At 61.6% G+C, this 24,080-nt stretch carries 17 protein-coding genes and 2 pseudogenes; 13 read left to right on the forward strand and 6 right to left on the reverse strand.

Annotated elements, in window-relative coordinates:
- Positions 1–45: 45 nt before the first annotated feature.
- The gene (locus J3Q04_RS13640) at positions 46–762 is read right to left on the reverse strand and encodes a helix-turn-helix transcriptional regulator (protein ID WP_434611249.1); all 717 of its coding nucleotides are present in this window, start codon (positions 760–762) and stop codon (positions 46–48) included.
- A 147-nt stretch (positions 763–909) separates the two neighbouring features.
- Here J3Q04_RS13640 and J3Q04_RS13645 point away from each other — a divergent pair, with 147 nt between their 5' ends.
- On the forward strand, positions 910–1,380 hold the full coding sequence (locus J3Q04_RS13645; RefSeq protein WP_434563890.1) for an LEA type 2 family protein: 471 nt from the start codon (positions 910–912) through the stop codon (positions 1,378–1,380).
- Position 1,381: 1 nt separating this feature from the next.
- On the opposite strand, the gene J3Q04_RS13650 is transcribed toward J3Q04_RS13645, so the two are convergent.
- Complete coding sequence (locus J3Q04_RS13650) at positions 1,382–2,305, reverse strand: carbon-nitrogen hydrolase family protein (RefSeq protein WP_420766824.1); 924 nt, start codon at positions 2,303–2,305, stop codon at positions 1,382–1,384.
- Between the two features lie 84 nt (positions 2,306–2,389).
- On the opposite strand from J3Q04_RS13650, the gene J3Q04_RS13655 reads away from it, so the two are divergent.
- A complete protein-coding gene (locus J3Q04_RS13655; RefSeq protein WP_434611246.1) occupies positions 2,390–3,298 on the forward strand; it encodes a LysR substrate-binding domain-containing protein in 909 nt (302 codons plus the stop codon).
- 4 nt (positions 3,299–3,302) lie between these two features.
- On the opposite strand, the gene J3Q04_RS13660 is transcribed toward J3Q04_RS13655, so the two are convergent.
- A complete protein-coding gene (locus J3Q04_RS13660) occupies positions 3,303–3,557 on the reverse strand; it encodes a hypothetical protein (protein ID WP_039591001.1) in 255 nt (84 codons plus the stop codon).
- Positions 3,558–3,721: 164 nt separating this feature from the next.
- Between J3Q04_RS13660 and J3Q04_RS13665 the strand changes: the two genes are divergently transcribed.
- Complete coding sequence (locus J3Q04_RS13665) at positions 3,722–4,039, forward strand: DUF883 family protein (RefSeq protein WP_420766822.1); 318 nt, start codon at positions 3,722–3,724, stop codon at positions 4,037–4,039.
- A gap of 60 nt (positions 4,040–4,099) precedes the next feature.
- Here the strand turns inward: J3Q04_RS13665 and J3Q04_RS13670 are convergent, their stop codons facing one another.
- Positions 4,100–5,131, reverse strand: a complete 1,032-nt coding sequence (locus J3Q04_RS13670) for an Ldh family oxidoreductase (protein ID WP_420766821.1) — start codon at positions 5,129–5,131, stop codon at positions 4,100–4,102.
- A 2,385-nt stretch (positions 5,132–7,516) separates the two neighbouring features.
- Here J3Q04_RS13670 and J3Q04_RS13675 point away from each other — a divergent pair.
- Positions 7,517–10,201 carry a dermonecrotic toxin domain-containing protein gene (locus J3Q04_RS13675; RefSeq protein ID WP_434635642.1) on the forward strand — a complete coding sequence of 895 codons (2,685 nt, stop codon included), beginning with the start codon at positions 7,517–7,519 and terminating at the stop codon, positions 10,199–10,201.
- A gap of 189 nt (positions 10,202–10,390) precedes the next feature.
- Entirely contained in the window at positions 10,391–11,389 is a 999-nt protein-coding gene (locus J3Q04_RS13680) for a FecR family protein (RefSeq protein WP_434611243.1), read from the forward strand.
- 44 nt (positions 11,390–11,433) lie between these two features.
- On the opposite strand, the gene pvdQ is transcribed toward J3Q04_RS13680, so the two are convergent.
- The gene (gene pvdQ, locus J3Q04_RS13685) at positions 11,434–13,782 is read right to left on the reverse strand and encodes a bifunctional acylase PvdQ (protein ID WP_434611240.1); all 2,349 of its coding nucleotides are present in this window, start codon (positions 13,780–13,782) and stop codon (positions 11,434–11,436) included.
- A gap of 294 nt (positions 13,783–14,076) precedes the next feature.
- Between pvdQ and J3Q04_RS13690 the strand changes: the two genes are divergently transcribed.
- Positions 14,077–14,457 carry a fe2+ zn2+ uptake regulation protein gene (locus J3Q04_RS13690; RefSeq protein ID WP_434563878.1) on the forward strand — a complete coding sequence of 127 codons (381 nt, stop codon included), beginning with the start codon at positions 14,077–14,079 and terminating at the stop codon, positions 14,455–14,457.
- A 7-nt stretch (positions 14,458–14,464) separates the two neighbouring features.
- On the opposite strand, the gene J3Q04_RS13695 is transcribed toward J3Q04_RS13690, so the two are convergent.
- Positions 14,465–14,653 (reverse strand): hypothetical protein, encoded by a 189-nt coding sequence (locus tag J3Q04_RS13695; RefSeq protein ID WP_186631798.1) that lies wholly within the window; start codon positions 14,651–14,653, stop codon positions 14,465–14,467.
- 258 nt (positions 14,654–14,911) lie between these two features.
- Between J3Q04_RS13695 and J3Q04_RS13700 the strand changes: the two genes are divergently transcribed.
- The 7 genes and pseudogenes from J3Q04_RS13700 to J3Q04_RS13730 form a co-directional block, all read left to right on the forward strand.
- Positions 14,912–16,141, forward strand: a complete 1,230-nt coding sequence (locus J3Q04_RS13700; RefSeq protein ID WP_434611238.1) for an MFS transporter — start codon at positions 14,912–14,914, stop codon at positions 16,139–16,141.
- Between the two features lie 24 nt (positions 16,142–16,165).
- Complete coding sequence (locus tag J3Q04_RS13705; RefSeq protein WP_434611236.1) at positions 16,166–17,293, forward strand: acyl-protein synthase; 1,128 nt, start codon at positions 16,166–16,168, stop codon at positions 17,291–17,293.
- A gap of 1 nt (position 17,294) precedes the next feature.
- Positions 17,295–19,709: an acyl-CoA reductase gene (locus J3Q04_RS13710; RefSeq protein WP_434611234.1), complete on the forward strand. Its 2,415-nt coding sequence runs from the start codon at positions 17,295–17,297 to the stop codon at positions 19,707–19,709.
- 48 nt (positions 19,710–19,757) lie between these two features.
- On the forward strand, positions 19,758–21,032 hold the full coding sequence (locus tag J3Q04_RS13715; RefSeq protein WP_434611231.1) for a phenylacetate--CoA ligase family protein: 1,275 nt from the start codon (positions 19,758–19,760) through the stop codon (positions 21,030–21,032).
- Positions 21,029–21,973 (forward strand): GNAT family N-acetyltransferase, encoded by a 945-nt coding sequence (locus J3Q04_RS13720; RefSeq protein WP_434611229.1) that lies wholly within the window; start codon positions 21,029–21,031, stop codon positions 21,971–21,973. The genes J3Q04_RS13715 and J3Q04_RS13720 overlap by 4 nt, the downstream gene beginning before the upstream one ends.
- A gap of 104 nt (positions 21,974–22,077) precedes the next feature.
- A pseudogene (locus J3Q04_RS13725) lies at positions 22,078–23,163 on the forward strand (cache domain-containing protein); the annotation flags it as partial.
- Between the two features lie 378 nt (positions 23,164–23,541).
- A pseudogene (locus tag J3Q04_RS13730) lies at positions 23,542–24,069 on the forward strand (methyl-accepting chemotaxis protein); the annotation flags it as partial.
- Between the last annotated feature and the right edge of the window lie 11 nt (positions 24,070–24,080).

Consider the following 24,080-nt stretch of genomic DNA (forward strand, 5'->3'; position numbering starts at 1 on the left):
GCTCCTTGTTTTTTCGTTTCAAGGCCATGCTAAAACAGCGCTGTGTCAGTTTTTGTCAGGAGTGAAACGCCCCGCCTCGTCGAGATTCATCAGCGCAAACCAGGCGCGCAGCCAGTCACTGCGCCTGCCTGGATAACGCTCGCCCTGGACGACGGCCGAGGCAATCCGGTCCGTGCGAAAAGTACGATAGGCGCCACGCAATTCGCACCAGGCCACCACCACTCGAGCCTCATTGAAAAAACCCAGGGCCAGCGGCCAGATCAAGCGCTGGCTCGGGGTCTTGTTCACATCGGCGTAGTCGATATGCAGCTTGGCCTGCGTGCGAATGGCCTGGCGATAGACATTCAGCTCGACAGTGTTTTGCGGATAGCCGTAGCCCGCCGGGCCCGGTAATACGGTGGGGTTGTGCAGCGCATCGCGCAGACCGGGCGCCAGCACCGCCTCGACCTTGGCCAGGGCATCGGCGGCTGCCTTGCCCAGCACCTCGTCGCCGCGCTGGTCGACATAACGCAAACCCAGCACGATGGCCTCGATTTCATCGGCGGTGAACATCAAGGGCGGCAAGAACAGGCCGCTGCGCAGCACATAGCCGATGCCTGCCTCGCCCTGGATCGGTGCGCCGAGGGCCGTGAGTTCGGCGATATCGCGATAAAGCGTGCGCTCGGAGACCTTCAACTCGCCCGCTAATGTCGCAGCCGTGACTGGGCATCGCTTGCCCCGCAAGACTTGCAACAAAGTAAGCAGCCGAGTGGTTCGCGACACGATGATAGGCCCACGAGGAAAGTTGCAGCAGATTAGCAGAGGCTGGTGTCAGAAACTGTCAGTAGGCGACACCGCTTTGACTTGAGCCTCATGGCGAGTGGAATGTTATTGTCCTGTCCCACCCGCCCCAACGCGAGAGCCCCTTTCATGCGCACAATCCGCGGCTTGTCCTTCATTTTGATAGTGCTCAGCCTGAGCGCCTGCGCCCTCTTCCAGCAACGGGATCCGCTGAACATCAATGTGGTCGGTATCGAGCCGTTACCCAGCCAGGGCATGGAACTGCGCTTTGCGGTGAAACTGCGCTTACAGAACCCCAACGAAACCACTATCGAGTACAACGGCGTCGCGCTGGACCTGGAAGTCAACGGCCACACCCTGGCGACGGGGGTCAGTGACCAGAGCGGCTCGATCCCGCGTTTCTCCGAAGGCGTATTGAGCGTGCCGGTGAGCATCTCGGCCTTTTCGGTGCTGCGCCAGACGCTGGGCCTGAGCCAGACCCAGCGCCTGGACAACCTGCCCTATGTACTCAAGGGCAAGCTCGCCGGCGGTGTATTCGGCACGATGCGCTTCGTCGACCGCGGGACCCTTGACTTGCCAGGCGCCTCGGCCACCTGGTGACTCATGCAGTGAAGCGCACGCCCGGCTTGGCCCGCTCGTCCACCACCAGTTCGAACACGTCGGGCCGGGCGTAGTGGCCGACCACATCATAGTCATAGCGCGCACGCACCAATTCGTCGGTGTCGATTTCAGCGGTCAGCAACCCGGCGGTACCCTTCAACGGGCCAGCCAGCACGTCCCCCATGGGGCCCACGATCACGCTGCCGCCGGCGATCAATGGCCGTTGTGCCGGCCAGTTAGCCACTTCGACTCCCAGCGCCTCGGGGGATGCCTGGACCTGGCAGGCACTGACCACGAAGCAACGACCTTCGTGAGCGATATGCCGCATGCTCACTTGCCACATCTCCCGCTCATCCACCGTTGGGGCACACCAGACGTCGACGCCTTTGGCATACATCGCCGTGCGCAGCAGCGGCATCATGTTTTCCCAGCACACCGCCGCGCCCACGCGACCCACCTGGCTGTCGATCACCGGCAGAGTCGACCCGTCGCCCTTGCCCCAGATCAACCGTTCTGTGCCGGTGGGCATCAGCTTACGGTGCTTGGCCACCAAGCCGGCGTCGGGCTCGAAGTACAGGGCCGTGCAATACAAGGTATTGCCGGCCCGCTCGATAACACCCAGCACCAGGCTTGCCCCGGTGCGCGCCGACAGGCCGGCCAATGCCTCCGTCTCGACGCCAGGTACGTCGATGGCGTTGGCGAAGTAGCGAGCGAACGCCTCGCGTCCTTCCGGTAGCCGATAGCCCAATTGCGTTCCAAAACCCTCGCCCTTGGGATAACCACCCAGCAGCGCCTCCGGCATTACGACCAAACGAGCGCCCGCGTCGCGAATTGCCTCTTCATAGGAAAGGATCTGCGTCAGTGTTTCGGCTTTGCCACCCGGTAGCGAGCCGATTTGCAGGGCAGCGACGATGGATTTGGGCATGGTCTTGAACTCCGTGGTTTCAGGTGTTGCTGATTTTCACGCCACGGCCGATCATCAATAAAGCCCGAAATGCTGCTAAAAGATATGAGCCAAATGAATATCGTCGACGTCGATCTTAACCTGCTGAAAACCTTCGAAGCCTTGCACGACGAATCCAGCGCAAGCCGCGCCGCGTTGCGCCTAGGGGTTACCCAGTCCGCCATCAGTGCGGCGCTGCGCAGGCTTCGCGGCATTTATGACGACCAACTGTTCGTGCGCACGGGTCGGGGCCTGGCCCCTACCTTGCGCGCCAACCAGTTGAAACCCGTCATCAGTGAAGCCTTGGACAAGTGCCGCCAGAGCCTGGCAATGGTCGATCCTGGCGCCAGCCACTACGAAGGTCGATCCGTCATCCTCGGCTTGTCCGACGATTTCGAGATCGCCTATGGAAGCCGCCTGATAGAGGAAGTGGCACGACGGGCGCCGGGCCTGCGCTTGATCTTTCGCCAGACCCATAGCCAGATCGTCGGCAGGGCCTTGATGGAGCGCAGTCTGGACCTGGCGATTACAGCGGGGGGATTTACCGAACGGCTGCTGAGTCGCAGGGTCCTCGGCGAAGGTGGCTACGCTTGCCTCATGGATCCGGCCAGTCTGGCAGCGGGCCAGCAGGACCTTACCCTAGAAGCCTTCGTCGCGCGGAAGCATCTGTTGGTGTCGTCCGGCGGCTTCATCGGCATCACCGATGAGGGGCTGGCCGCGCTGGGCCTGCGACGAAGAGTATGTGCCTCGACCACGCATTTTGCGGCGCTGCCGTTCCTGCTCAAGGACAGCCAGGCCGTGGCGACCATCCCAGACCATGCCGCCCGCGCCATCGCCCAGCTCAGCGGCCTGGCATTGGTGCCCTGCCCGCTGGCCTTGCCGCGCTATCCCATCGAGCTGGGGTCGCGGACCCACGGGCAGAAGGACCTGGCGGTGGACAAGGTGCGCGAGGCGATCATCGCGACCTTTGCGTAAGTTTTTATTTATTGGCGGCCATCAGTCGATTGACCTCGCTGCGCACCATGTTGGCGTATTCCGGAGGCGACATGCCGTCCAGTTCGGCGCGTACCCATTCGGCCCACTTGCCCTTGCGCTTGGAACGCTCGCCGAACAACCGGGCGGCGTCGCCCTTGGCCTTGCCCAGGTTGTTCTGCCAAAGCTCGAAGAGCCGGGATTTTTCGTCTTCCAGCGCGGCGCGCTCGGCCAGGGGCCTGTCAGCCAGATTGAAACTCATGGGGAATTTCCTGTTGCGTAAATAGGCGGCATCTTACACCTTGCGGGGAAACGGCTTAACACCGAATTGGCCCTGCGCTGTACGGACGCACCCCTGGCGCTGCAACTTTTACCGAAGCGTGGCACTCCACTGTTCACTGCCATCCATCCTCAAGGAGCACCTCAATGGCCCGTAAAAGCGCCGCGCAACCGAACGGAGAGCAAATCAAGGATCAAGCCTTCAGCGAACTGAAGGCATTGATCGAAGAGTCGGAAAAATTACTCAAGAGCAGTGCGTCGTTGGTCGGCGAGGATGCTGAAAACCTGCGCGGCCAGATCGCCCTGAAACTGCAACAGGCTTTGGATGCGGTTGCCAGCGCCCGGGAGCGCACGCGGCCGATGGTCGATGCAACGCAAGTCTATATTGGCGGGCACCCTTGGCAGACTGTTGCTATTTCCGCGGGGTTTGGCCTCGTGGTGGGGTTATTGCTCGGGCGACGTTGAGCACCGACCCATGGCAAGGGAGACCGCTCCCTTGCCATGAAAAAACCACTGGCCTTCGGTCTACGCTCCCGCCAGTTCCCGCAACTGAGCGTACGCCTGCTCATCCAGCGTGATGCCCTGTTCTGTGGACTTGCCGCGCTCCCGGTGCCGACGATCACCAGGCAAACGGCGCAGCCCCACTCCGTGCATCTGCCTGACGAGTTCCTGGCTGCGCTCGGCAAATCCTTGCCCGGCGGCCTTGCTGGGGTCGATCACGATCAACAATTGCCCAGTCCAAGGCGTTTTGGCGCCGGGGTGATTGCGCCAGTCGAACTCGAAGGAAAAATTGCCCCCGGTTAACGCCGCCGCCAGCAATTCGACCATCATCGACAACGCCGACCCCTTGTGCCCACCAAATGGCAAGAGCGCCCCGCCTTCGAGAATTGCCTTCGGGTCGCGGGTCGGCTGGCCCAGGCTATCCACCCCCATTCCCGGCGGCAGCAGCTCGCCTTTGCGCGCGGCAATCTGCACATCGCCGTGGGCGATGGCGCTGGTGGCAAGGTCGAAGACGATCGGCTCGCCACCGGCGCGTGGCGCGGCGAAAGCGATGGGGTTGGTGCCGAACAGGGGGCGGTCCGCGCCATGAGGCACTACGCAGGTCATGCTGTTGACAACGCTCAGTGCCACCAACCCTTCATAGGCAAACGGCTCGACGTCCGGCCAAAGCGCCGCGAAATGATGGGAGTTGCGGATCGCCAGCACCGCGATACCGGCGCTGCGGGCCTTTTCCACCAGCAAGGGCCGCGCGGCCGCCAGAGCGGGCTGGGCAAAGCCATTGCCGGCGTCCACCCGTACGAAACCTGAGGCGACATCCTCGACCACCGGCACGGCTCGGCCGTCGACCCAACCGCTTTTGAGCGTGGAGACATAACCCGGCATGCGGAACACTCCATGGCTATGGGCCCCGTCGCGCTCGGCTGCGGCGCAGTTTTCGGCGAGGGTGCGGGCGACCTCTGCCGATGTGCCGTGGCGCAGGAAGATCTGCTCCAACAGCCCAACCAAGGCGTCAAGGGATAACGTGCAAGGACCGGTGTGATCGGGAAGCGCGGACATCTGAAGCTCCTGAGTGATTGTAGGAGGTAGCAACAGCGTTGAAACGACAAGACTTGGGCTGATTAACACTGCCCCATGAGCGCCCTGTCAACCTTTGCGCAAGCAACCCTTTGGGCCGGGGCGTTCGCCAGCGAGCCTGGCAGACACGCCCATCGTCCATGCGGTAACTATGTACCACCTGTGCCCTTTCAGCGTGGCCTAGTCTGGCCGCTTCATCCACCGGGACGCCGCATTGGCCTGCCCTGACGAGAAGCGACGATGAGCACAGCAGCACTGCCGTTATTATTTCCCCAGCTGTTGGCCACCAAGGGCTTGGATGAGCTGGAGGCACACCATGGCCTGACGCAGGCCGACCTCGACTGGCTGCAAAACGTTTCGCTGCCCACCCATGCGCAACGCGCCGCACAGACGCCTCCGATGATCGCCGAGACCATCCAGTTCAGCGCCGAAGGCAAGCCGGCCATTGCGTTGGCTGGCTGCTTTTGCCTGCGAACCACGCCCAGACGCGGCGATACCGCCGTCGATCCAGCATTCCTGTACACGCCATGGGACGGCGTTCGCAAGTTCGACAGTCCCGCAGCGCTCCGGGCCTGGATTGACCAGACACTGCTGGACAACCGCGATCGCAACAATCTGTTTCGGCTCCTGTCGATTGCCCAGCGCAGCGAACTGAAGGGCACGACGGATATCGAACAATCCTGGCAGGCCATCGACGGGGACGTTTTCGAGACTCAACTCAACACCATCGAACATGCCCAACACCACAACGTGCTCTCCATGGTGGAGGAATTGGTCAAGTTGCCCCCGCTCGCGACGCTGCTGGACCAGATACTGGGCGACGCGCTACCCGGCCTCGATCCCAGGCAGGTACGCATTGCGCTGTCCAGGATCGACTACACCCAGGCGCCCGAGGCGATTCATGTCACCCAAAGCATTCCCCTGAGCGAGGCGGTGCTGGTCTATTTCCACCATCAAGGCTGGCCAGCCGGGCATCTTGCCGACCTGACCCACCCTGACACGCCTGCGTCGTCCTATTCCGGACAGGAGTGGGAAGCGATCATCAAGGGTGCGGCGATAAGGCTGATCCCGAAGCTGATCGATCGTGTCAACGCGTTCTGGGACACCAGCGGCCCCTTCCACACATCTCGGCGCCAATTCCTGGCCCAATTCATTCAGGACGCCCTGTGGGCGGCCATTCTGATCAAACGAGAAAAAAACCAGCTGACGGAGGCCCAGGGCCGCGAGTTGCTTCGGCTGTTCAGGCCGTCGCGCCGGGACGAGGCAGTGCTGTTCATCGAGACGGTGCGCCTCTGGGAATATGCACCTAACTTCGTGGAGCTCGCTGGATCGCTGATGGTCAGCGGGCAAGGTCATTACCTCTACACGCCCACCGACGGCCTTCAAGTCGTTGGCAATTATCTTGGATTCAAAGAAGCGCTGGTCAGCACGCCCGAGCAGAAGGAGGCGATCTACAACCTGCTGGACCTGGACGAGCGCAACCGGCTCCTGGGTTTCGAGCATCCGCATATTTGCGGCGAACCGATAGACATGCCTATCGCTGATTCATTGGCTGGCGCGATCATCGACAAACAGACGCACAACCTGCGGTATGCGCTGCAAATGTCCCGCCAGGGCCGGGTGAATGTCCATGCACTCGTCGACAAGGCCCTCGACATACGAGCCTTCATCAGCAACAAGCTACTCAATCAAAAGACCGCCGGACATTGGGGGACCCAACCCGCTTTCCATGGAAAATTGCGACTTTCCAACTTCCTGGCCGATCAGATGGAAAGAAAGGCCAAGAGCTACATTGATGTGGAAGGCGCCTTCGCTAGCGAATTTTGCAGGCTGCCATCGTTTCTCCGGTCTTCGCTTCAAAACGGACTCAGGCAATTGCTTGCACAGTTGACCAATGTGTTTTCAGTGGGGATTCGCGCAGAGGCTGATCTACGCTCGATCGACGCCACGCTGCCGACAATCGCCCATGAACTGATCACGACGGTGTTCGCCTTCGACCCCGACTACCCGGATCGCCGGCGGCGCATCGGTGTCAGGGGATTCCGGCCAGACGTTTATTCATTGAAACTGACGTGCGCATCGTCCGGCGTCGCCATCTCGCTGCCACTGGCGAACTGTTTTCTATTGACCGAGCGTGGTGGCCTCGATACGCCGTACTCGGGCATGGCGATCGTCTGGACACCTGCCGACGGGCTACAGGCATTCGCCTCGGTCGACCTGGCCACTCGACAATTGAATCGGCAGCTGCTTGATTCCCGCAGGCGATTTGGCTTGCTGTCCAACCTTCCCCCCGCCCAGCGCCAGCCCCACCGACGCTATCAACTGGACACCTACGAACTGATCGAAGACAACGTTCTGATGAATCGAATGACCTCGTTCATCCACCTTTTCGAGACTGAGTACGCCTACCTGAGTGCCCTGAAAAGCGGGGATTGGCAACTGACCCGCTCGGCACTGGCCAACGGTCTTGAAGCCCTGCTGGAAAAAGGAGCGCCCACCAACCTGAAACGCGCCACGGCTATCGCCCAGGCCAGCAAATACAGGCAGAAACTGCCCGCCTGGCTCGGCGCTGCCCCCCTCGAGGATCAACGTTTGCACGTCGAGATCCTGGAGCAATACAAAAGCAGCGTAGCCGATGGCAAGGATTACCTGGACGGCATCGAACCCCTGCGTACCTACGTGCAAAATCGTCTGCAAGCACTGCTGGACGCACGTTTCCCCGAGGACAGACTCAACCCCGAAACCATCCAGATCACGCCAAACCTGGCGGTGGTCGGCCCTGCCAGTTCATTGACCGACTTTGCCTTGCACCCCATCGATGTCACCAGCAAGGGCTTCAAGGTTTTCTCGACCTCCACGCAATCATTGCCAGACAGCCTGAACGAACTGGCGGTGCGGCAGATGTTGTCGTCGCTCGATATCCAGAGCACTTACAAACATCAGGTGAAACAAGCGCTTTGCGGCGCAATTTCCGATGTCCAGCCCAGGAAGCGACGCTTTCGCCAGCAGCTGCCATGGCAATTGTTGCAATACGCTCACTCACGTCTTCTGCAACAGCACATTTCCCCGAAGGCGTTCGACTTGATCCTCCAAGTCCTGGACATGCCGGACGCCATCGCCCGTCGAGCGGTCAGGGGTGCCGGTGCGTTCATACGTCCACTGGAACTGATCAAGACCGGCGGCGCCGCCGCGGTAAGGGCGCTCGGGCTCTATGTGATCAGCTCGAGCGCCGATCCGGCGGACCCTCACGTTTTATATGCTCCCTACCACGAGGGGCATTCGCTGGCCGAGTTCAAGGATGAACCAAGCATCGTCGCCGCCCTCAATGCCCCCGGCGCGCTTCAGGACCTGCTGGTCCGCCGGCTGCCCGAAGACCAGCGAGCCACCTTCCGGAATCTGTTTGCCGCCACCCTCGGGCAACTGTCGGAGATTACCCTCGCTTCGAATCCGATCGACACCGATGTATTCGAAACCCTGTACAACGACAACGCGACGTTGCTACTGGATATGCTGGGGACGAAGAACCAGGACCATCGCCCATTCGACTGGGCAACGGTGCTGCACCTGTTCAGTTCTGGGATCGGATTGGTGGGTAGGCAGCTACCGGCCAGGTTGACGTTCCTGGAAACGCTTTGGGAGAGCTATCAGGACTTCAAGGGTTCGGCCGAAGCCCTGCAGCAGCACGACTGGAAAACCGGCCTGCATGATTTCATCGCCGGCGCCGCGGAAATGGTGTCGCTGGGTTTGCTCAATCGCGACGATACATTCGGCCTCCTCGATCCCGCCGAACCGGCCTCGCCAAGCAGCTCCTCGACGCCCGGGTGGCAGGAAATCGCCTGCACCGCGCCACTGCGCACCGACTTACAGGCCTTCGAAGCCATAGGCATCAGCCTCTGGGCGCTCCAGCAGAACCGGGCCGACGGCACCTATGAATCAAAGGACGGCGGCAAGTTCTACGTGCCCCTGGCCGGCAAGGTCTATCAAGTGGCAAGGGCCGGCCGGGGCTGGCGCATTATCCACGGTGATGACGAAGGCCCGTTGCTGAGGTATAGCGCCGACGAAACGACATGGGCAATCGACCCACAGCGACAGACCATTCGTTTTGGCAAGGCGGGGTCGAAAATGGCGGTGACCTATAGCGATTTCAAGGCAAAGGGATCCTTGAACATCGAAGCGCGCGGCATGGCTGAGATACGCAAGAAGTCTCCTTATCGCGCCAACGTCATCGTACAGGCACTGGAAACCGCCAGATTCTATTCGCTGAACGCCTTGCTCAATCTAGAGCAGTTCAAAAAACAGCCTTTGCCAGGTTCTCGGCTGGATAGCTTCCTGATGTCGTTCTTTGGGGTCCGACAGGTCGACAGCGCCCTGATCGGCAAAGTGGAGACCGCCATTTTCCCGATATGCAGGGCGTTGGCCGACCCCACCTGGGAACAGCAGAACGCCAGCCGTATCGTCATTGGCAATTTGAAATACCTGGAAGACCGGGCAACCGCATTTGTGCTCGAACCTGCGGCCCGCGGGCGAATCTACCTGACGCAGTTTTTCTTCGAACCGGGGCTGGACTGGTACAAGACCGTGGTGCCGGCGTTCTTCAACGTCGACGCGCATGCCCAAGGCGCGACGCTTATCCACGAGATATCCCATCAGCTCATCGACACGATCGACATCATCTACCTGGACGCTGCGCTGCCGTTTCCCGACTTGATTTCAACCTCGACCCACCTGGGGCAAACACGCTATGACACGCAGAAGGAGCTGCAACTCAATGGGCTTTCCCTGGGCACGGCAAAATCCAAGCTGTTCAGACAGTGGGACAGTACCGACAACAGTTACAAGAGGCTGGAGTTGTTGCCAATGTATAAAGACATTGCCAAGGCCATTTTGAAAGTCACCGACACACGGAGCATGGACGAAGCACGAAACGCGTTCTTGAATCCGGTTTTGCCGGACAAGCGCATCGACGTCATACTCCGTAACGCCGATTCGGTCACGCTGCTGATTTGTGAATTGGGGCGCCAGCTCGATCCGAGTCCATCGCGTTCCACTTGAGTGCGTTGAGCCGTGGGCATGCCAAGGCCGTTGATCTTTTTTTCACGGCATGTGTGCGACAGTACGACCCGGACCTGGACGCTCCTACGTCTGACCAACGGAAAACCGATGCATGCCGTGCAAATGCCATCATCCCTGTTCTCGGCAATGGGCCCCGAGGGTTAGAATGCGGCAAACCAGGAAGAGCCCATGACCGAACGTACACTCCCGCAAGCCGAATACGATGCCATCACCGATGCGGCCGCGCATTGGTGCATGCGTCTGCACGCGGACGACTGCACGGATGCCGAACGGCTGGCGTTCAAGCAATGGCACGACGCCGATCCGCTGCACGCCTTTGAATACGCAGCCATGCTGGAAATCTGGGGCGTTGCCGAGCATCTGCCGCGCGTCGAGCCAATGGCCATCCCTGCGACCCAGCGCCCGCGGTCTCGCGCAGGCTCCATGGCGATCGCGGCGACGGTGCTTGCCCTCGGCCTGCCCCTGGCTGCTTTTACCGGTTGGAACATGGGGTGGTTGCCCAACGCCTACCAGCGATTCGAGGCAGGTTCGAGCGTGCGTCACATCACTCTGGAGGACGGCAGTCACGTAGAGCTCAACCTCGCAAGCGAGCTGGTGTTTGCCAACTACAAGGACGAACGCCGGGTCACGATGAAAAAAGGCGAAGCGTTTTTCGATGTCCGCCACGATAGCCGCCACCCCTTCGTCGTTCGGGCAGGCCAGGGCCAGGTGCGCGTGACCGGGACCCGTTTCAACGTGTGGATGTACCAGGATCAAGTGCGGGTTACGCTGGTGGAAGGTTCCGTGTGGGTAACCAGCCATCGGGCATCCAAAGCGGGCGGCCAGCAACTGTCACCTGGGATGCAGGCGAGCTACAGGGCTGGCGATTTCCAGCCGAAGGTTCGTGACGTCGCCCTCGATGACAGCTCGCTGGCATGGCGAAGTGGCAAGCTGGTGCTGGATAACCTGGCCCTGTCCGACGCGCTGCCGCTGATCAACCGCTACCTCGACCGTCCCGTGATGCTGGCGGACAACGCAACGGGCACTCTGCGCATCGGTGGAAACTACAACCTGAACGAAGTGAAGAACCTGGTGCCTTCGCTGCCCAAGGTCTTGCCGGTGTACCTGACACAGAACAGCGACGGCAACCTGGTATTAAACGCCATCGCTCGTCCTACCCGAAACTGACATAGGCCGCCTCCCTTGGGGACGCGGCCTGATTGCTCCCACGGCTATTGCGTCGCCACCCTGCCCGCCTGCGCGCCCTCATGGATGGTCTGCGCCTGGTAATGCGGGTCGGCCTTGATCTGCTGTTCAGAGAAAGGCAGCACACTTAATTGCCCCTTCGAGAATGCCTGGGTCTGGTCCGCCGAATAGGGCGATGAAGGATCGCTGGACAGTGAGAACGCCAAAAGTCCCTGTGCGTTGGGTCCGTTGCCGTCAAACGTCACCACTTGCAGATAACTGGTGCCGCTGACCACTTCCCGCTGGCCGTTCGCGCCCGGCATGCTCTGGATGGCGTTATAGATGCCCAGCTCGCCCGGTCCACCGTGAATGGGTATCCGGCGGTCGCCGCTGCGGGTCACCTGCACGTCCCGCCATTGGCTATCCGCTTGCAGTCCCGCAGCGTCCACCGCTTGGACCGATGCGACCATGGCCTGGCGCAGCGCATCAGCCACTGGCGATGCTTCGATCGCCAGGCCGCGCGGGGTATGTTGCGGATCGTTCGGGTCGAACGCGACCCGCCAGATGCCCGGCGCCGCCTGCAATGCCTGCATGATGTGCTGGAAATGGACGAACCCCACGCCGCTGTCCAGGCTGGCGGTACGGTCCCAGGCCTTGAGCTGGCTGCATGCCTGCGTCAGGGCCGGTGCGTCGGGCCCCAGCTTCGCGGCACAGAAAGCCAGCAGGTCCGGCATGACCTGATCGGCCAGGTATACCCGGTCGTCCATGACCATGCCCTGCAAATCGCTCACCGTTACCGGCCCCGCCTTTTCCAGTTGTCCCAGTCGGTCCAGGGCAAAACGCGCCCGCAGGCCCAGTGGCAGGTCCTGCTGGCTGATCACGGGGGAATAACCGGACAACGGCTGCGACGGATTGACCATCCACGCCGAATCGTTGGAGTTCTGCACATAATCGCGGCGCAACAGTTGCGGGAGCTTGTCCGCCGCATAGGTACCCTTCTGCACCGCCTTGGGGTCCACATCCCAGGCGCATTCGCCGCGTGAACCGTCCAGCACGATCAGCCGCAGCCCGGCCTTGGGGTCGCTGCATCGGGCAAGCTTGCCGGCATCGACGTTGGGCACCACCGAGACGTTCATATAGAGGCTTTGTCCCTGGTCATCAACGGCCAGGGTATTGACCCAGGGAATCCCCTGAATGCCATGAACGGCCTCTTGCAGATCCTTGAGCGTGACGGCTCGATTCATCGCGTACCACTGCGCCAGCACCCGGTCGTTTTCCAGGTTGGCGTCCCGCAGGCTATAGGCGAACCGGTTATCCCAATCCAGTTTCCCGGGCCATTGCACGATCGGTCCGAACTGCGAACCGTAGACCACACGGGAGAGCGGCTTGACCTGCCCATCGGCCTGCTTGATGTCCACCGTGACCGTTTGCTGGCTCATGGCAACGGACTTGCCATCCACCAGGTAGCGAGTCGGGTCCTTGGGGTCCAGTTGTAGCCGATACAGGGTGAAATGCTTGGACGTATCGACGGTATGGGTCCAGGCCAAGTGCCGGCTGAAGCCGATATTGATCATCGGTAGGCCCGGCAACGCCGCGCCCATCACGTCCAGCTTTCCGGGGATGGTCAAATGCATCTGGTAAAAACGCATGCCTCCCACCCACGGGAAATGCGGATTAGCCAGCAGCATGCCGCGCCCATTGAACGAGCGTTCGCTGCCGATAGCCAGGGCGTTACTGCCGCGCTCCAGGGCGAAGCGCTGTTGCCGTTGCGCCGCGATGGCGAAACCGGACGCCGAGCCCCCCGCGTCTGCCGTAGCCTTGGGCGGCTGCGCCCCGGCCAACGCCTCGGTGAACTGGCCGACGCCACCCTCCACCAACAGGCGCCGGGTGAGCTTGACAATATCCAGCGCGGTGATTGGCCGCACCCACTCGCTTGCGCATTGTTCCGGCAGGCCTTTGGCCTTGCGCTCAGCCAGCGCGCGGTTGTAGCCGGCGGCATAACCTTCCACCAACTGCTGTACCTGGGGCGTCTGCGCCTGCCAGAAACCGGAAACCGCCCGGGGCGTGTTGAGCCACGCAAAAAACACGTCGCTTGCACGATTCTCGCGTTGCTCGACGGTGCCCTGTTCCGGACCAAAATAGCGCGAGCGTTGGCCGTTGACGGTCACGATCTCATTGGCCAACAGGCATAGGTTGTCCTGGGCGTACGCATAGCCGATGCCGTATCCCAACCCCCGCTCATCCTGGGCGCGAATATGCGGCACGCCAAAACTGGTGCGACGAATTTCGGCAGTGGCCTGCCCGGCCTCGCCTCGTGCGCTGACAACGGTACTCAAGCCCAGGGACATCCCCAGCAAGACACCGGCAAGGCAAAACCTCGATAACTGCCCGGACATTCCCACACTCACTCCTGATCGATAGCGTACAAAAACCAGGACGGCCGCCGGTACGCCCTTGTACGTCCGCCCCGGCCTGGAAGTTCACATGCGCCGCGCTTCAACGCGGATGTGCCTACCTTGGGGACGAACCGGATGAAAAAAAATTAATCGGTTGGCAAGCCGCTTCTACCGGGGTTTGACGGTATCCAGGCATTTTTTTCACACCCACGTCCTCATGATTGGCCGCCCTCGTTCGTCCTATACAGGAGAGCGTTGATGATCTTTTCTGTCAGGCTGGTAAGGAGTCTTTACATGCATAACGCGCAAATGCCCATGGAGGGCAAGCCAGGATCGGCCCGTGTCACGATGACAGCCACAAACCGTACGTTCCCTGGGCCAGCGGAACGAGGCGGCAACGAGCAGATCAAGCGTCTGCTCAAGAGCTATGGGCTCAGGACGAGCCTGATTCGCTTGAAGGTCATCGACGCCTTGCTCAAGGCCGCCGATGAAAACCGCCGGCTGGGTGTACGCGGCGTCCATAGCCAATTGTTGGGGCTGGACATTCCCTTGTCCTTTCTGAGCGTGCGTGAGGTGCTAAAGCGCCTGTGCGGCGAAGGCGTGGTCACGCTCAATTCGGATAAAAGCTACAGCTTGCACCACCAGGCCGTGGCCCTGCTCAACACCGAAGAATGAGCGGCGCTCAAGGCTTGACCTTGCGTCGCATCACGCCGTTGATCACCACGACGATGACCGCCACGGCAATGGCGATGTATTGAAACAGCTGCTCGCTGATCATGCCCTTGCCTTGCATCCAGGACAGTCCGAGCATGATCGCCAGTACGACGAGAACCACCAGAATCGAGTATTTCAAACGTTGCGAATGAGTCATTTGCCAGTTTCCTGAAGTTTTCCGTTCTGCCCCCTAGCCTTGCGTTTCTTCCACCATAGGCAAGGTGGCTAGGCAGCCAGGATCGCATGGTACAACCGCCTGGGCATATTCGCGCAACGAAAGAGACCTTTCCCACACCTACCCGTCTACTTTCCTTGGCTCATTATGGGAAAAGTCGTCTTTCGACCCTAGATCTCGCCAACGTACTCTCGAAAAAGAAGAAATTTCCTTCTTTCTGAGAACCGACGTTGGGAACCCATGCCAAATCCGCCCACTTTTCTTACTCCCGTTCGCCTGACGGGTTTCTGCCTGGCCATCGCCCTTTTCGAGTTCCTCACTTACATGGCCAGCGACCTGATCATGCCCGCCATGCTCACCGTGACCCAGGACCTCGATGCATCCCCCGATCAGATTCCCCACGCGTTCAACCTGTACCTGCTGGGCGGCGTCTTGCTGCCTTGGCTGATCGGCCCGTTGTCGGATCGTCATGGGCGGCGCCCCTTCATGCTCGTGGGGTGTGCCGGGTTCGTGCTGGCATGCGTGGCGATCACCCAGGTCACCGGCATGCAGGGTTTCAATGGGCTTCGCCTGGTCCAGGGGATGGGGCTGGGCTTCGTGATTGCAGTCAGCTACCCCGCCATACAGGAAATATTCTGCGAATCCGCCGCCGTGAAGGTCATGGCCATGCTGGGCAATCTCGCCCTTCTTTCGCCGCTTTTAGGCCCTTTGGCGGGCGGGCTGCTGCTGCAGTGGCTGTCGTGGCGCGAGCTGTTCATGTTGCTGGCCGGCCTCGGGGTGGTCAGCTGGTTGGCTTTGTGGGGGTTCATGCCGCGGACGCCCCGTGGCGCGCATGCTGGAACACCGGTCGTCGAACCGTTTGACCTGCGTTCGCTCGTAAGGCGATACGCAGCGCTGCTGGGCCACGGTGGCTTCATGTCGGCCAGCGTTGCGCTGGGGTTGATGAGCCTGCCGCTGATTGCCTGGATCGGCCTGTCGCCCCTGCTGTTGATCCAAGGACAAGGCCTGTCCCCCTTGGCGTATGGGGTTTGGCAGATTCCGGTTTTCGCGGCGGTCATCCTCGGCAATCTCGTCCTCAACGCCCTGGTGGAACGGGCTGGGGTGCATCGGGTGGTCCGCTACAGCTTGTGGCCGTTGTGTACAGGCCTGACCGCGCTGGTGGCCGGCAGTCAGTTCGCCCTGTCCGTTCCCGTCCTGGTCAGTGGGCTGTCGCTGTATGCCATCGGGCTCGGCATGGGCAATGCCGCGCTGTATCGACTGGCCCTGTTCGCCACCGACGATAGCAAGGGCTTGGTTTCGGCCATGGTCGGGATGATCTCCATCGCCGTGATGAGCGCGACAGGGTCGCTGTTGGCGCTGCTGGGTGCCGGGGCGAACCTTGAGTCCTTCGCGCTGATGGTCGGCATCGCCGGGCTCAGCTGTCCTGTCGTGCTGCGCCTGTTCACCTCGCGCCCCGCTGCTCTCCCTTGATTTGCCTTCCCATAGGATGACCCGATGATTCACTTTCCCCATGCCGATGCGCTGTGCGCATGGCCCCAGCCGTATGACGGCGATTCGCTGCCACCGGGGCTGTTCGACAGAGCCATGGCTGAAATCAGCCTGTTCCATAGCCACCACACGCCAGGCTACGAACATTGGCTCAACGCCAACGGGCTTCGGGCCGACGACCTGGACCGTTTGACTGACTGGTCGCGCCTGCCGCCCATTTACGCCAGCTACTTCAAGCAGCGATTGCTGCTCAGCCCCACCGCCGAAGGTGCATTGGAACTCACGTCCTCGGGCACCAGCGGGCAGAAAAGCCGCATGCGCTACGACGAGCGCAGCATGGCGGCGGCCCAAGGCATGGTGGCAGACATCTTTGAGTATTACGGCTGGTCGACACCCGACTCGCCGTGCAACTACTTGCTCTTCAGCCATGAGCCCGAAGCGGCCAATCGCCTGGGCACGGCCTACACCGACCAGTTCCTGTGCCGCTTCGCACCGGCCAATCGGATCGCCTACGCCTTGCGATGCACGGGAAAAGGCCACGAATTCGACGTCTTCGGCGCCATCGGCACTCTGCAATCTTTTGCCGAAGAGGGCCTGCCGGTGCGCATCTTCGGCTTTCCGGCGCTGCTCTGGCATGTGCTTGAGCGCATGCGTGAAACCGGCATACAAGACCTGAAGCTCGCCGCCGGTTCGCTGGTCTTCCTGGGCGGCGGCTGGAAGAAACAGGCGGCCGAGGAAATCCCCCGACGTCACGTTTACGAGCGCATCACACAGCAACTCGGCATCGAGGTCCAACGCTGCCGCGACGGCTACGGTGCGGTCGAGCACGCGGTGCCTTACATCGAGTGCGCCCATCATCGGTTCCACGTGCCGGTCTATTCCAAAGTCTACATACGCCACCCCTCGGACTTCAGTGTCCAGCCGTTCGGCGAGCCAGGGTTGTTGTCGTTCGTTTCGCCCTACATCTCGTCAAGCCCCGCGCACGCCGTGGTGATGAGTGATCTGGCGACCCTGCACCCGGCCAACTGCAAGTGCGGCCTTCAAACCCAGTGGTTCGAGCTGCATGGCCGGGCCGGCACCAGTGCCAGCCGAAGCTGCGCCATGGCCGCTGCCGAATTGATCAAGGAAAACTGATATGTACCTCATCAACGGCCAACTGAACGCCGGGCTGCCGCTCGATGCAGCGCTTGAACGCCTCCAAGCGCAACTGCCCGTCTTGCTGGAAACGCCACCTCGCAGCGAGGAGGTTATCGACTGTGCCGAGGCGTTCGCGCAATGGCTGCGTGCGGCAGACCGAAGCCCGCTGCTGGACGAGGACCAGCGCCAGGCCCTGATTGCTTTCTGCGCCCGCAAGTCGTTGAGCTTCAAGCTGGAACGGGAGCTGGGCGTCGATGCACGTTCGCTACGGCGAATCGATTATTGCGGCGGGCCCTTCGAGAGTTGGCAGCCTTTGGGCCTGGTGGTCCATGTCACGCCGGGCAACTCGCCGTTGCTGGGGTTTTGCGCGGTGCTGGAGGGCCTACTTGCGGGCAACGTCAATTGGCTGCGCCCCAGCACCCGCGAGGGCGACCTGACAGCGCAACTCCTAGCGGCGTTCCTGGCGTGCGATCCAGGCGGCCGGTTACGTGGTTATCTGGCGGTATTGCCGGTGCCCTCTGAACAAACCGGGCGTCTTTTTGCCGTTGCCAATGGCGTCAGTGCCTGGGGCGGCGAAGCTGCCTTGAAGGCATTGCGCGAGCGCATTCCAACGGGTTGTCGCTGGATCGATTGGGGCCACCGGATCAGCTTCGCCTATATCACGCCTCTGGCCGCCACCGAGCAGGCCTTGGATGCGCTGGTGGACGAAGTCTGCCGCCTCGACCAGCAGGCCTGCTCCAGCCCGCAATGGCTGCTGGTGGACAGCGATGATCCTGGGCAATTGCACGCAGTGGGAAGCGCCCTGGCCGCCGCGTTCGAACGCCGGACCGGGCGCTGGCCCACCCTGGAGACCACCGCCGCCGAAGCCTGTGAGATCACCACCCGTACGGCACTGGCCCGCCTGGACTTCAGCTTTGCCAACGAAACCGGCCAGGTCTGGACGGGCAATGGCTGGCGCATTCTCTGGGAGCACCACCGCGCACTGCAACCTTCGCCATTGTTTCGCACGCTGCTGCTACGGCCGATGCCGCAAGTGCTGCTCGCCGAAACCTTGCTGCCATGGCGCAATGTGCTGCAGAGCTGCGCCCTCATCTGCGAGCCGGAACGCGCTCCTGGGCTGGTTCGGCGCCTGATGACCGCTGGGGTTGGCCGGGTGACCTCCACGGGAGAAATCCAGCAAGGTTACGACGGCGAGCCCCACGATGGAGTCTATGGGCTGCAACGATTGAGTCGCCGGGTATCGGTCAGCCTTGATGCAGGCATTGCCAGCCATCGCGTCACGCTGGATGCCGCCGCGAGCCCATTGGCGCTGACCCCTTCGACGCCCATCATGGACAAAGCCGCGTTCGTGGCGCTGCCCCCGGCCCCTCAGGCACAGCTGTTCTTCCGTTCCGGCGGCAGCAGCGGCGCGCCGGTTTTGTCCCCCTACAGCCATCGTGATTTCGACCGCCACATGCGGGCCGCCGCCGATGGGCTGCGCGCCGCGGGACTCGACCCGATGTACGATCGAGTGATGAACCTGTTCTATGGTGGCAGCCTGTACGGCGGGTTCCTCAGTTTCACCAAGATCCTCGAACAGATGGATGTCGTGCATTACCCGATGAGTGCGCCGCCGGATGACAACTTTGCAGAGATCGCGCAGTTGATCGTCGAGCATCGAATCAACACGCTCATGGGCATGCCCAGCACGTTGCATCGTCTGTTCTCAAGCCAGCAATCAGTCCTTCAAGGCTACGGCGGTGTGCGCAAGATCATGCTTGGTGGCGAACACCTGGGGCAGGACTGTCGTCTCCTGTTCGAGCAATGCGGCGTCACCTGCGTTCGCTCGGCAATCTACGGCAGCGTCGATGCGGGCCCCCTCGGGCATGCCTGCATAGCCAGCGGCGACGGTGTGTTTCATCTGATGGAGGATATCCAATCCTTGGAAATAGTTGACCTGGAATGGGATACGCCGGTCGGCCCTGATGGTATCGGGCGCTTGCTGTTCACCTCCCGCGTACGCCAGGCGCGCCCGCTCCAGCGATACGAAGTCGGCGACCTAGGGCGCTGGCTACCCGGCCCATGCGCGTGTGGCCTGGAGTCGCCCAGATTCGAGCTGCGCGAGCGCCACGGCCAACTGGTGCGCATCGCCACGGAGTTCATCAATACCCGGGACCTGTCCGAGCACGCGCAGACGGCCATCCAGATCGTTCTGAGCCATGCGGGCTGTGGCGGTGAGCGTTTGCTGATTCGTACCGATGGCGACGCCGAAACGGTACGGCGCCAGGTGCTGGGCCTCGCAGCGCTGCGCACGTCGGTCAACGCCGGGTTGCTGGTTCTGGACGTCGAGCACTGCCCGGTTGAGCGGTTCGAACATAACAAGCACAGCGGCAAAGTCCCGCTGGTGATCGATTGCAGGTTAGCCGGCCGTTGATTTCGCCCGGTACCCGATAAGCCGACCCATAGCCTTGAGAATATTCCGATGAGCGCCCCATTAACCTACGACCAATGGCTCAACCATATCCGCACGCATTCGATGTTCTATCGCACGCAGCTGAGCCATCTACCCGTCCATGGCTGCGAGTTCCACCAGTTGCCGATCGTCAATCTCAGCGAGTATTGGAAAGACAGCCACGACCTGGACCATTGGCCGGTGTTGACCAGCCGCGTTAAGGACGCACTGGTCTTCAAGACCGGCGGTACGACCAGCGAAGGCAAGTTATCGGTGTATACCCACGCAGAATGGCAACTGATGCTCGATTGCTTCGGTCGCAGCTTGACAGCCCAATTGGCTGCGGGGGATCGCATTGCTAATCTGTTTTTCTCGGGGGATCTCTACGCCAGTTTCCTGTTCATCCACGGTGCCCTGTGCAGCGTCGATGTTGCGATTACCGAGTTTCCCTTCTCCGGCTCGGTGGAACTCGATGTGTTGGCCGACGCCATTGCTGGACACCGCATCAACGTACTCGTCGGCGTGCCTGCGCACTTGCTGGCCTTCGCCAGCCATGTCATTGGCAAAGGGCGCAGGCTGCCACAGATCACCACCGTGCTCTTTGGCGGGGAGAACCTGTTCGAAAGCCAGATGCCGACATTGAAGCGCGCCTTCCCGGGCGCGCGTTTCGCGTCCATCGGATACGCCAGCGTGGATGCCGGACTGGTAGGTGCGAGCACGCCTGATTGCGGCTTGGGCGAGCACCGGGTATTCGATCAGCACACGCGGGTGGAAATCGTCGACGACCTGAGCGGGGAAGCGATCGAGGCCATTGGCCAAGCCGGAAACCTGGTGGTGACGAATTTCAACCGGACCCTCATGCCCATTGTCCGATACCCGGTGGGAGACCGCGCCAGTTGGTGCGAGCCGGCAGGCACGCCGGGGCGCAAATTCGCCCTTCGAGGACGCAGCGCAGAGAGCCGGCGCGTACGCGTTGGCGTGTTGTCGCTGTTTCCCGAAGAAATAAGCGACATCGCGCGGCGCGTGGCCGGCGGTGTGCAGTGGCAACTGATCATCGAGCACAGCCAGGGCAATGACTGCGTGTTGCTCAAGTGGCTGCCGGAAAAAGCCGAGGATGCAGGCCCAACGCGATCCCATGCGCTTAAAGCGGCCTTGATCGAGCAATATCCAGGCCTCGATCGACTTCATGTGGATACCCAGGCCTGTACCGCACAGGACCTGGAGCGCCACCCCCGTTCCGGCAAGCACCTGTCGATCATCGATCGTCGGGTATACGGTTCGCGGGCACCGGAGGATGCCGGATGAGCCTTCTGGTATTCAGGCCGTTCCAAGCCACCGACAGCGCCGGTACGTGCGAGCTGTTTCGTCGGGTGTACGGCGATCACTACGTCTCCCCTGACGTCTACATGCCGCAAATGATCTGCCAGCACAATCTCAAGGGGCGCTGGCATTCGCAGGTGGCGGTGGTCGACGGGCGCGTGGTCGGTCATGCCGCGTTGTGCCGCCAGGGACACGCCACTCAAGATGCCGAGCTGGCGCTGGTTGCGGTGGACCCCGAGTTGCAGGGCAGGCAGATCGCCTCGCGGCTGGGGCAACAATTACTGGACGGTTGCCGGCAGCTCGGGCTCGCCAGGCTATCGATCAAGCAGGTCACCAGCCATCCCTACAGCCAACGGCTGTCCCAACGACTTGGTTTTCATGACATCGGCCTGCTACCCGACTTCGTGCCCTCTCCGTTCGCCACGGACCAGGCCGAAACCATCGTGATCGGCTGCCAAGTGATCGGCGACCACCCTCGACCGCTGCCACGTCTTCAATGGCCCGCGCCCCACCAATGGCTGATGGGCGCGTTGGAAACGCGTTTCGGGACCACCCTTGTGGAAAGGCCGCCGGGCATTCGGCCGTTGCGGCTTAGCCATTTACCCGGCCGGATCGAGATCGTGGCGGATCGGGTGGATACATGCCTCGTCGGGCAGCTTCGGCGCTTGCCGGCCCATTGGCCGCTTTCGGTCCGAATCGGCCTCGGTCGACACTTTTGCGCCGACCACCAGCTGCTGCTGGCTGCGGGTTTTTTCTTCACTGGGATGATGCCCACGGACGCCGGGCAAGGTTGGCAGGCGCTGTTCCACCGAGTTGCACATCCGCGCAGGCTCAGCCTGCACTCGGCCCCCATGCAACGCCTTCACGATGAATTGCAGGCTCACGCTCAAACCTGGAAAAACGCCCAGGCCCATTCCGCCGCCTGACGGCTGGTCAGGCCCACACTCAAGCTCCTGGCAGAGAAGCCGACATATATTGGAACGTTCATCCCATTTGCTTCCGAAAGTCGCCCCGTGCAAGGAACACCCACATGCCCTCATTGCGCACCATTCAGGCCCGCTACACGTTATTTTTGGTTCTGTTCATTCTGGTGTTATCCATCCTGACGGTCGTCGGCATCAGTTACCTCGTCGCACCCAAGCTGCGCCACACCGAGGAACAAGTGGCGCTGAACCGCATTGCCGAGGTCGCCGAGCAGATCCAGGGCGAACTGAACAAGGTCCAGGCCCAGCAACGCAGCATTACCCAGACCATCCCCTTGCTCGACAGCGATGCCATCGACAAGGTACTGCCAGGCCTGGTGGACCAGTACGGTGAGCTGAAAGTGTTCGGCGGCGGGATCTGGCCTTTGCCCAACCAGCGCGCCGAAGGTCGCAGCAAATTCAGCACGTTCTGGCACCGCGACGCTTCCGGCAAGCTGATCGTCAACACCTTCTGGAACAGCGATGCTGCGCCGAACTACTACGAGCAACCCTGGCACAAGGGCGGCATGGCCACTCCCCCTGGCAAATGCGCCTGGGCGGCAGCCTACAAGGACGATGCGAGCGCCGAACCCCGGACCAACTGCGCCATGGCCATCCAGAAGAATGGCACGCCGTATGGCGTCTCCACCATCGACGTGACCCTCGGCTTTTTCAACGAGCTGATCGCACGCAAGGAAGCAGAACTGAACGCCGAGATGCTGATCGTGGAAAGCGACGGCAAGATCATCAGCAACAGCTCGCGGATCAGCGGCCCGATCGTGCTCAAGAACATCAGCGAACTGGCGGCTGGCTCGCCATTTGCCGCCCAGGTCAAGGCTGGCCTGGCCAACCGTGACCAACCGCAGCGCGTCGAATTCGACAACAACGGTGAAGCCAGCACGTTCTTCATGCGACCTATCGAAGGCTCGCCCTGGTTCCTCGCCACTGCCCTGCCGACCCGCCTGATCACAGCCCAACGTGATGACGTATTGAACACGCTGAGTCTGTTGCAGATACCCATGGTGATCCTGTTGGTGCTGATGCAGCTGTATGCGATCCGCCAATTGACCAACCGCATGAAAGTGCTCAAGGGCAACATCGATGCGTTGTCCACGGGCGACGCCGACCTGACCCGCCGCATCACCATCCGCGCCGAAGACGAACTGGGCGCCATCGGTCATTCGGTCAACCGCTTTATCGCGTACCTGCAAGACATGATCGGCGAAGTCACCCAGGCCACCGGCGCCATGGCATCTAGCCTGGACAAGCTGCAGCAGACTTCGGCCCACACCAGTGAAATCCTGATGCGCCATGCCTCGGAGACCGACCAGACGGTAACGGCCATCACCGAAATGAGTTCCACGGCCGAAAGCGTGGCGCAGAATGCCGCTGAGACGGCCGCCTTCACCCAGAGGGCCAATGAACATGCCGATCGCTCCCGCGTCGTTGTCGGCGAGGCATCGAACAGTGTCGTCGCGTTGATCGAGGAAGTGGCCAGCGCCACCCACAAGGTCGAGAGCATGCAGCAGGATGCGCAGCGCATCACCGAGATCCTCGGTGTGATCGGGGCCATCGCCGGGCAGACCAACCTGCTGGCGCTCAACGCCGCCATCGAAGCCGCCCGGGCTGGCGAGCTAGGCCGTGGCTTCGCGGTGGTCGCCGACGAAGTCCGCGCCCTCGCCGCCCGCACCCAGGCCAGCACTTCGGAGATCAACGAAATGCTGACGCGCCTGACCCAAGGCGTGAGCTCGTCGGTCGCGGCCATGGAAAACACCCAGACCAGTTGCCAATCGGCTGCCGACGCCACCTCCCGAGTGAACTCGGGCCTGGACGAAATGGCCGGCTCCGTCAGCCAGATCAACAGCCTCAGCACCCAGATCGCCACCGCCGCCGAGCAGCAAAGTGCAGTGACCGAGGAGATCAACCGGAGCATGGTGCAGATCCGGCACATGGTCGAAGAGCTGGTGGAAAGCGGCCTGGCCAGCGAGAACAACACCCGTCAGTTGCTGGAAGCCAACAGTCGGGTGAATGCGATCATGGGGCGGTTCAAGGTTCGCTGAAAGGACCTTCA

The sequence above is a fragment of the Pseudomonas sp. D4-21 genome (assembly GCF_051132125.1).
Lineage (GTDB): Bacteria > Pseudomonadota > Gammaproteobacteria > Pseudomonadales > Pseudomonadaceae > Aquipseudomonas.

What these genes read in the sequence shown, in the direction of transcription:
- J3Q04_RS13700 (WP_434611238.1), top strand. Translation starts at nt 14,912, where the DNA reads ATGCCAAATCCGCCCACTTTTCTTACTCCCGTTCGCCTGACGGGTTTC.
- J3Q04_RS13665 (WP_420766822.1), top strand. Translation starts at nt 3,722, where the DNA reads ATGGCCCGTAAAAGCGCCGCGCAACCGAACGGAGAGCAAATCAAGGAT.
- J3Q04_RS13660 (WP_039591001.1), bottom strand. Translation starts at nt 3,557, where the DNA reads ATGAGTTTCAATCTGGCTGACAGGCCCCTGGCCGAGCGCGCCGCGCTG.
- pvdQ (WP_434611240.1), bottom strand. Translation starts at nt 13,782, where the DNA reads ATGTCCGGGCAGTTATCGAGGTTTTGCCTTGCCGGTGTCTTGCTGGGG.
- J3Q04_RS13670 (WP_420766821.1), bottom strand. Translation starts at nt 5,131, where the DNA reads ATGTCCGCGCTTCCCGATCACACCGGTCCTTGCACGTTATCCCTTGAC.
- J3Q04_RS13680 (WP_434611243.1), top strand. Translation starts at nt 10,391, where the DNA reads ATGACCGAACGTACACTCCCGCAAGCCGAATACGATGCCATCACCGAT.
- J3Q04_RS13650 (WP_420766824.1), bottom strand. Translation starts at nt 2,305, where the DNA reads ATGCCCAAATCCATCGTCGCTGCCCTGCAAATCGGCTCGCTACCGGGT.
- J3Q04_RS13675 (WP_434635642.1), top strand. Translation starts at nt 7,517, where the DNA reads ATGACCTCGTTCATCCACCTTTTCGAGACTGAGTACGCCTACCTGAGT.
- J3Q04_RS13720 (WP_434611229.1), top strand. Translation starts at nt 21,029, where the DNA reads ATGAGCCTTCTGGTATTCAGGCCGTTCCAAGCCACCGACAGCGCCGGT.
- J3Q04_RS13705 (WP_434611236.1), top strand. Translation starts at nt 16,166, where the DNA reads ATGATTCACTTTCCCCATGCCGATGCGCTGTGCGCATGGCCCCAGCCG.
- J3Q04_RS13645 (WP_434563890.1), top strand. Translation starts at nt 910, where the DNA reads ATGCGCACAATCCGCGGCTTGTCCTTCATTTTGATAGTGCTCAGCCTG.
- J3Q04_RS13715 (WP_434611231.1), top strand. Translation starts at nt 19,758, where the DNA reads ATGAGCGCCCCATTAACCTACGACCAATGGCTCAACCATATCCGCACG.
- J3Q04_RS13710 (WP_434611234.1), top strand. Translation starts at nt 17,295, where the DNA reads ATGTACCTCATCAACGGCCAACTGAACGCCGGGCTGCCGCTCGATGCA.
- J3Q04_RS13690 (WP_434563878.1), top strand. Translation starts at nt 14,077, where the DNA reads ATGCATAACGCGCAAATGCCCATGGAGGGCAAGCCAGGATCGGCCCGT.
- J3Q04_RS13655 (WP_434611246.1), top strand. Translation starts at nt 2,390, where the DNA reads ATGAGCCAAATGAATATCGTCGACGTCGATCTTAACCTGCTGAAAACC.
- J3Q04_RS13695 (WP_186631798.1), bottom strand. Translation starts at nt 14,653, where the DNA reads ATGACTCATTCGCAACGTTTGAAATACTCGATTCTGGTGGTTCTCGTC.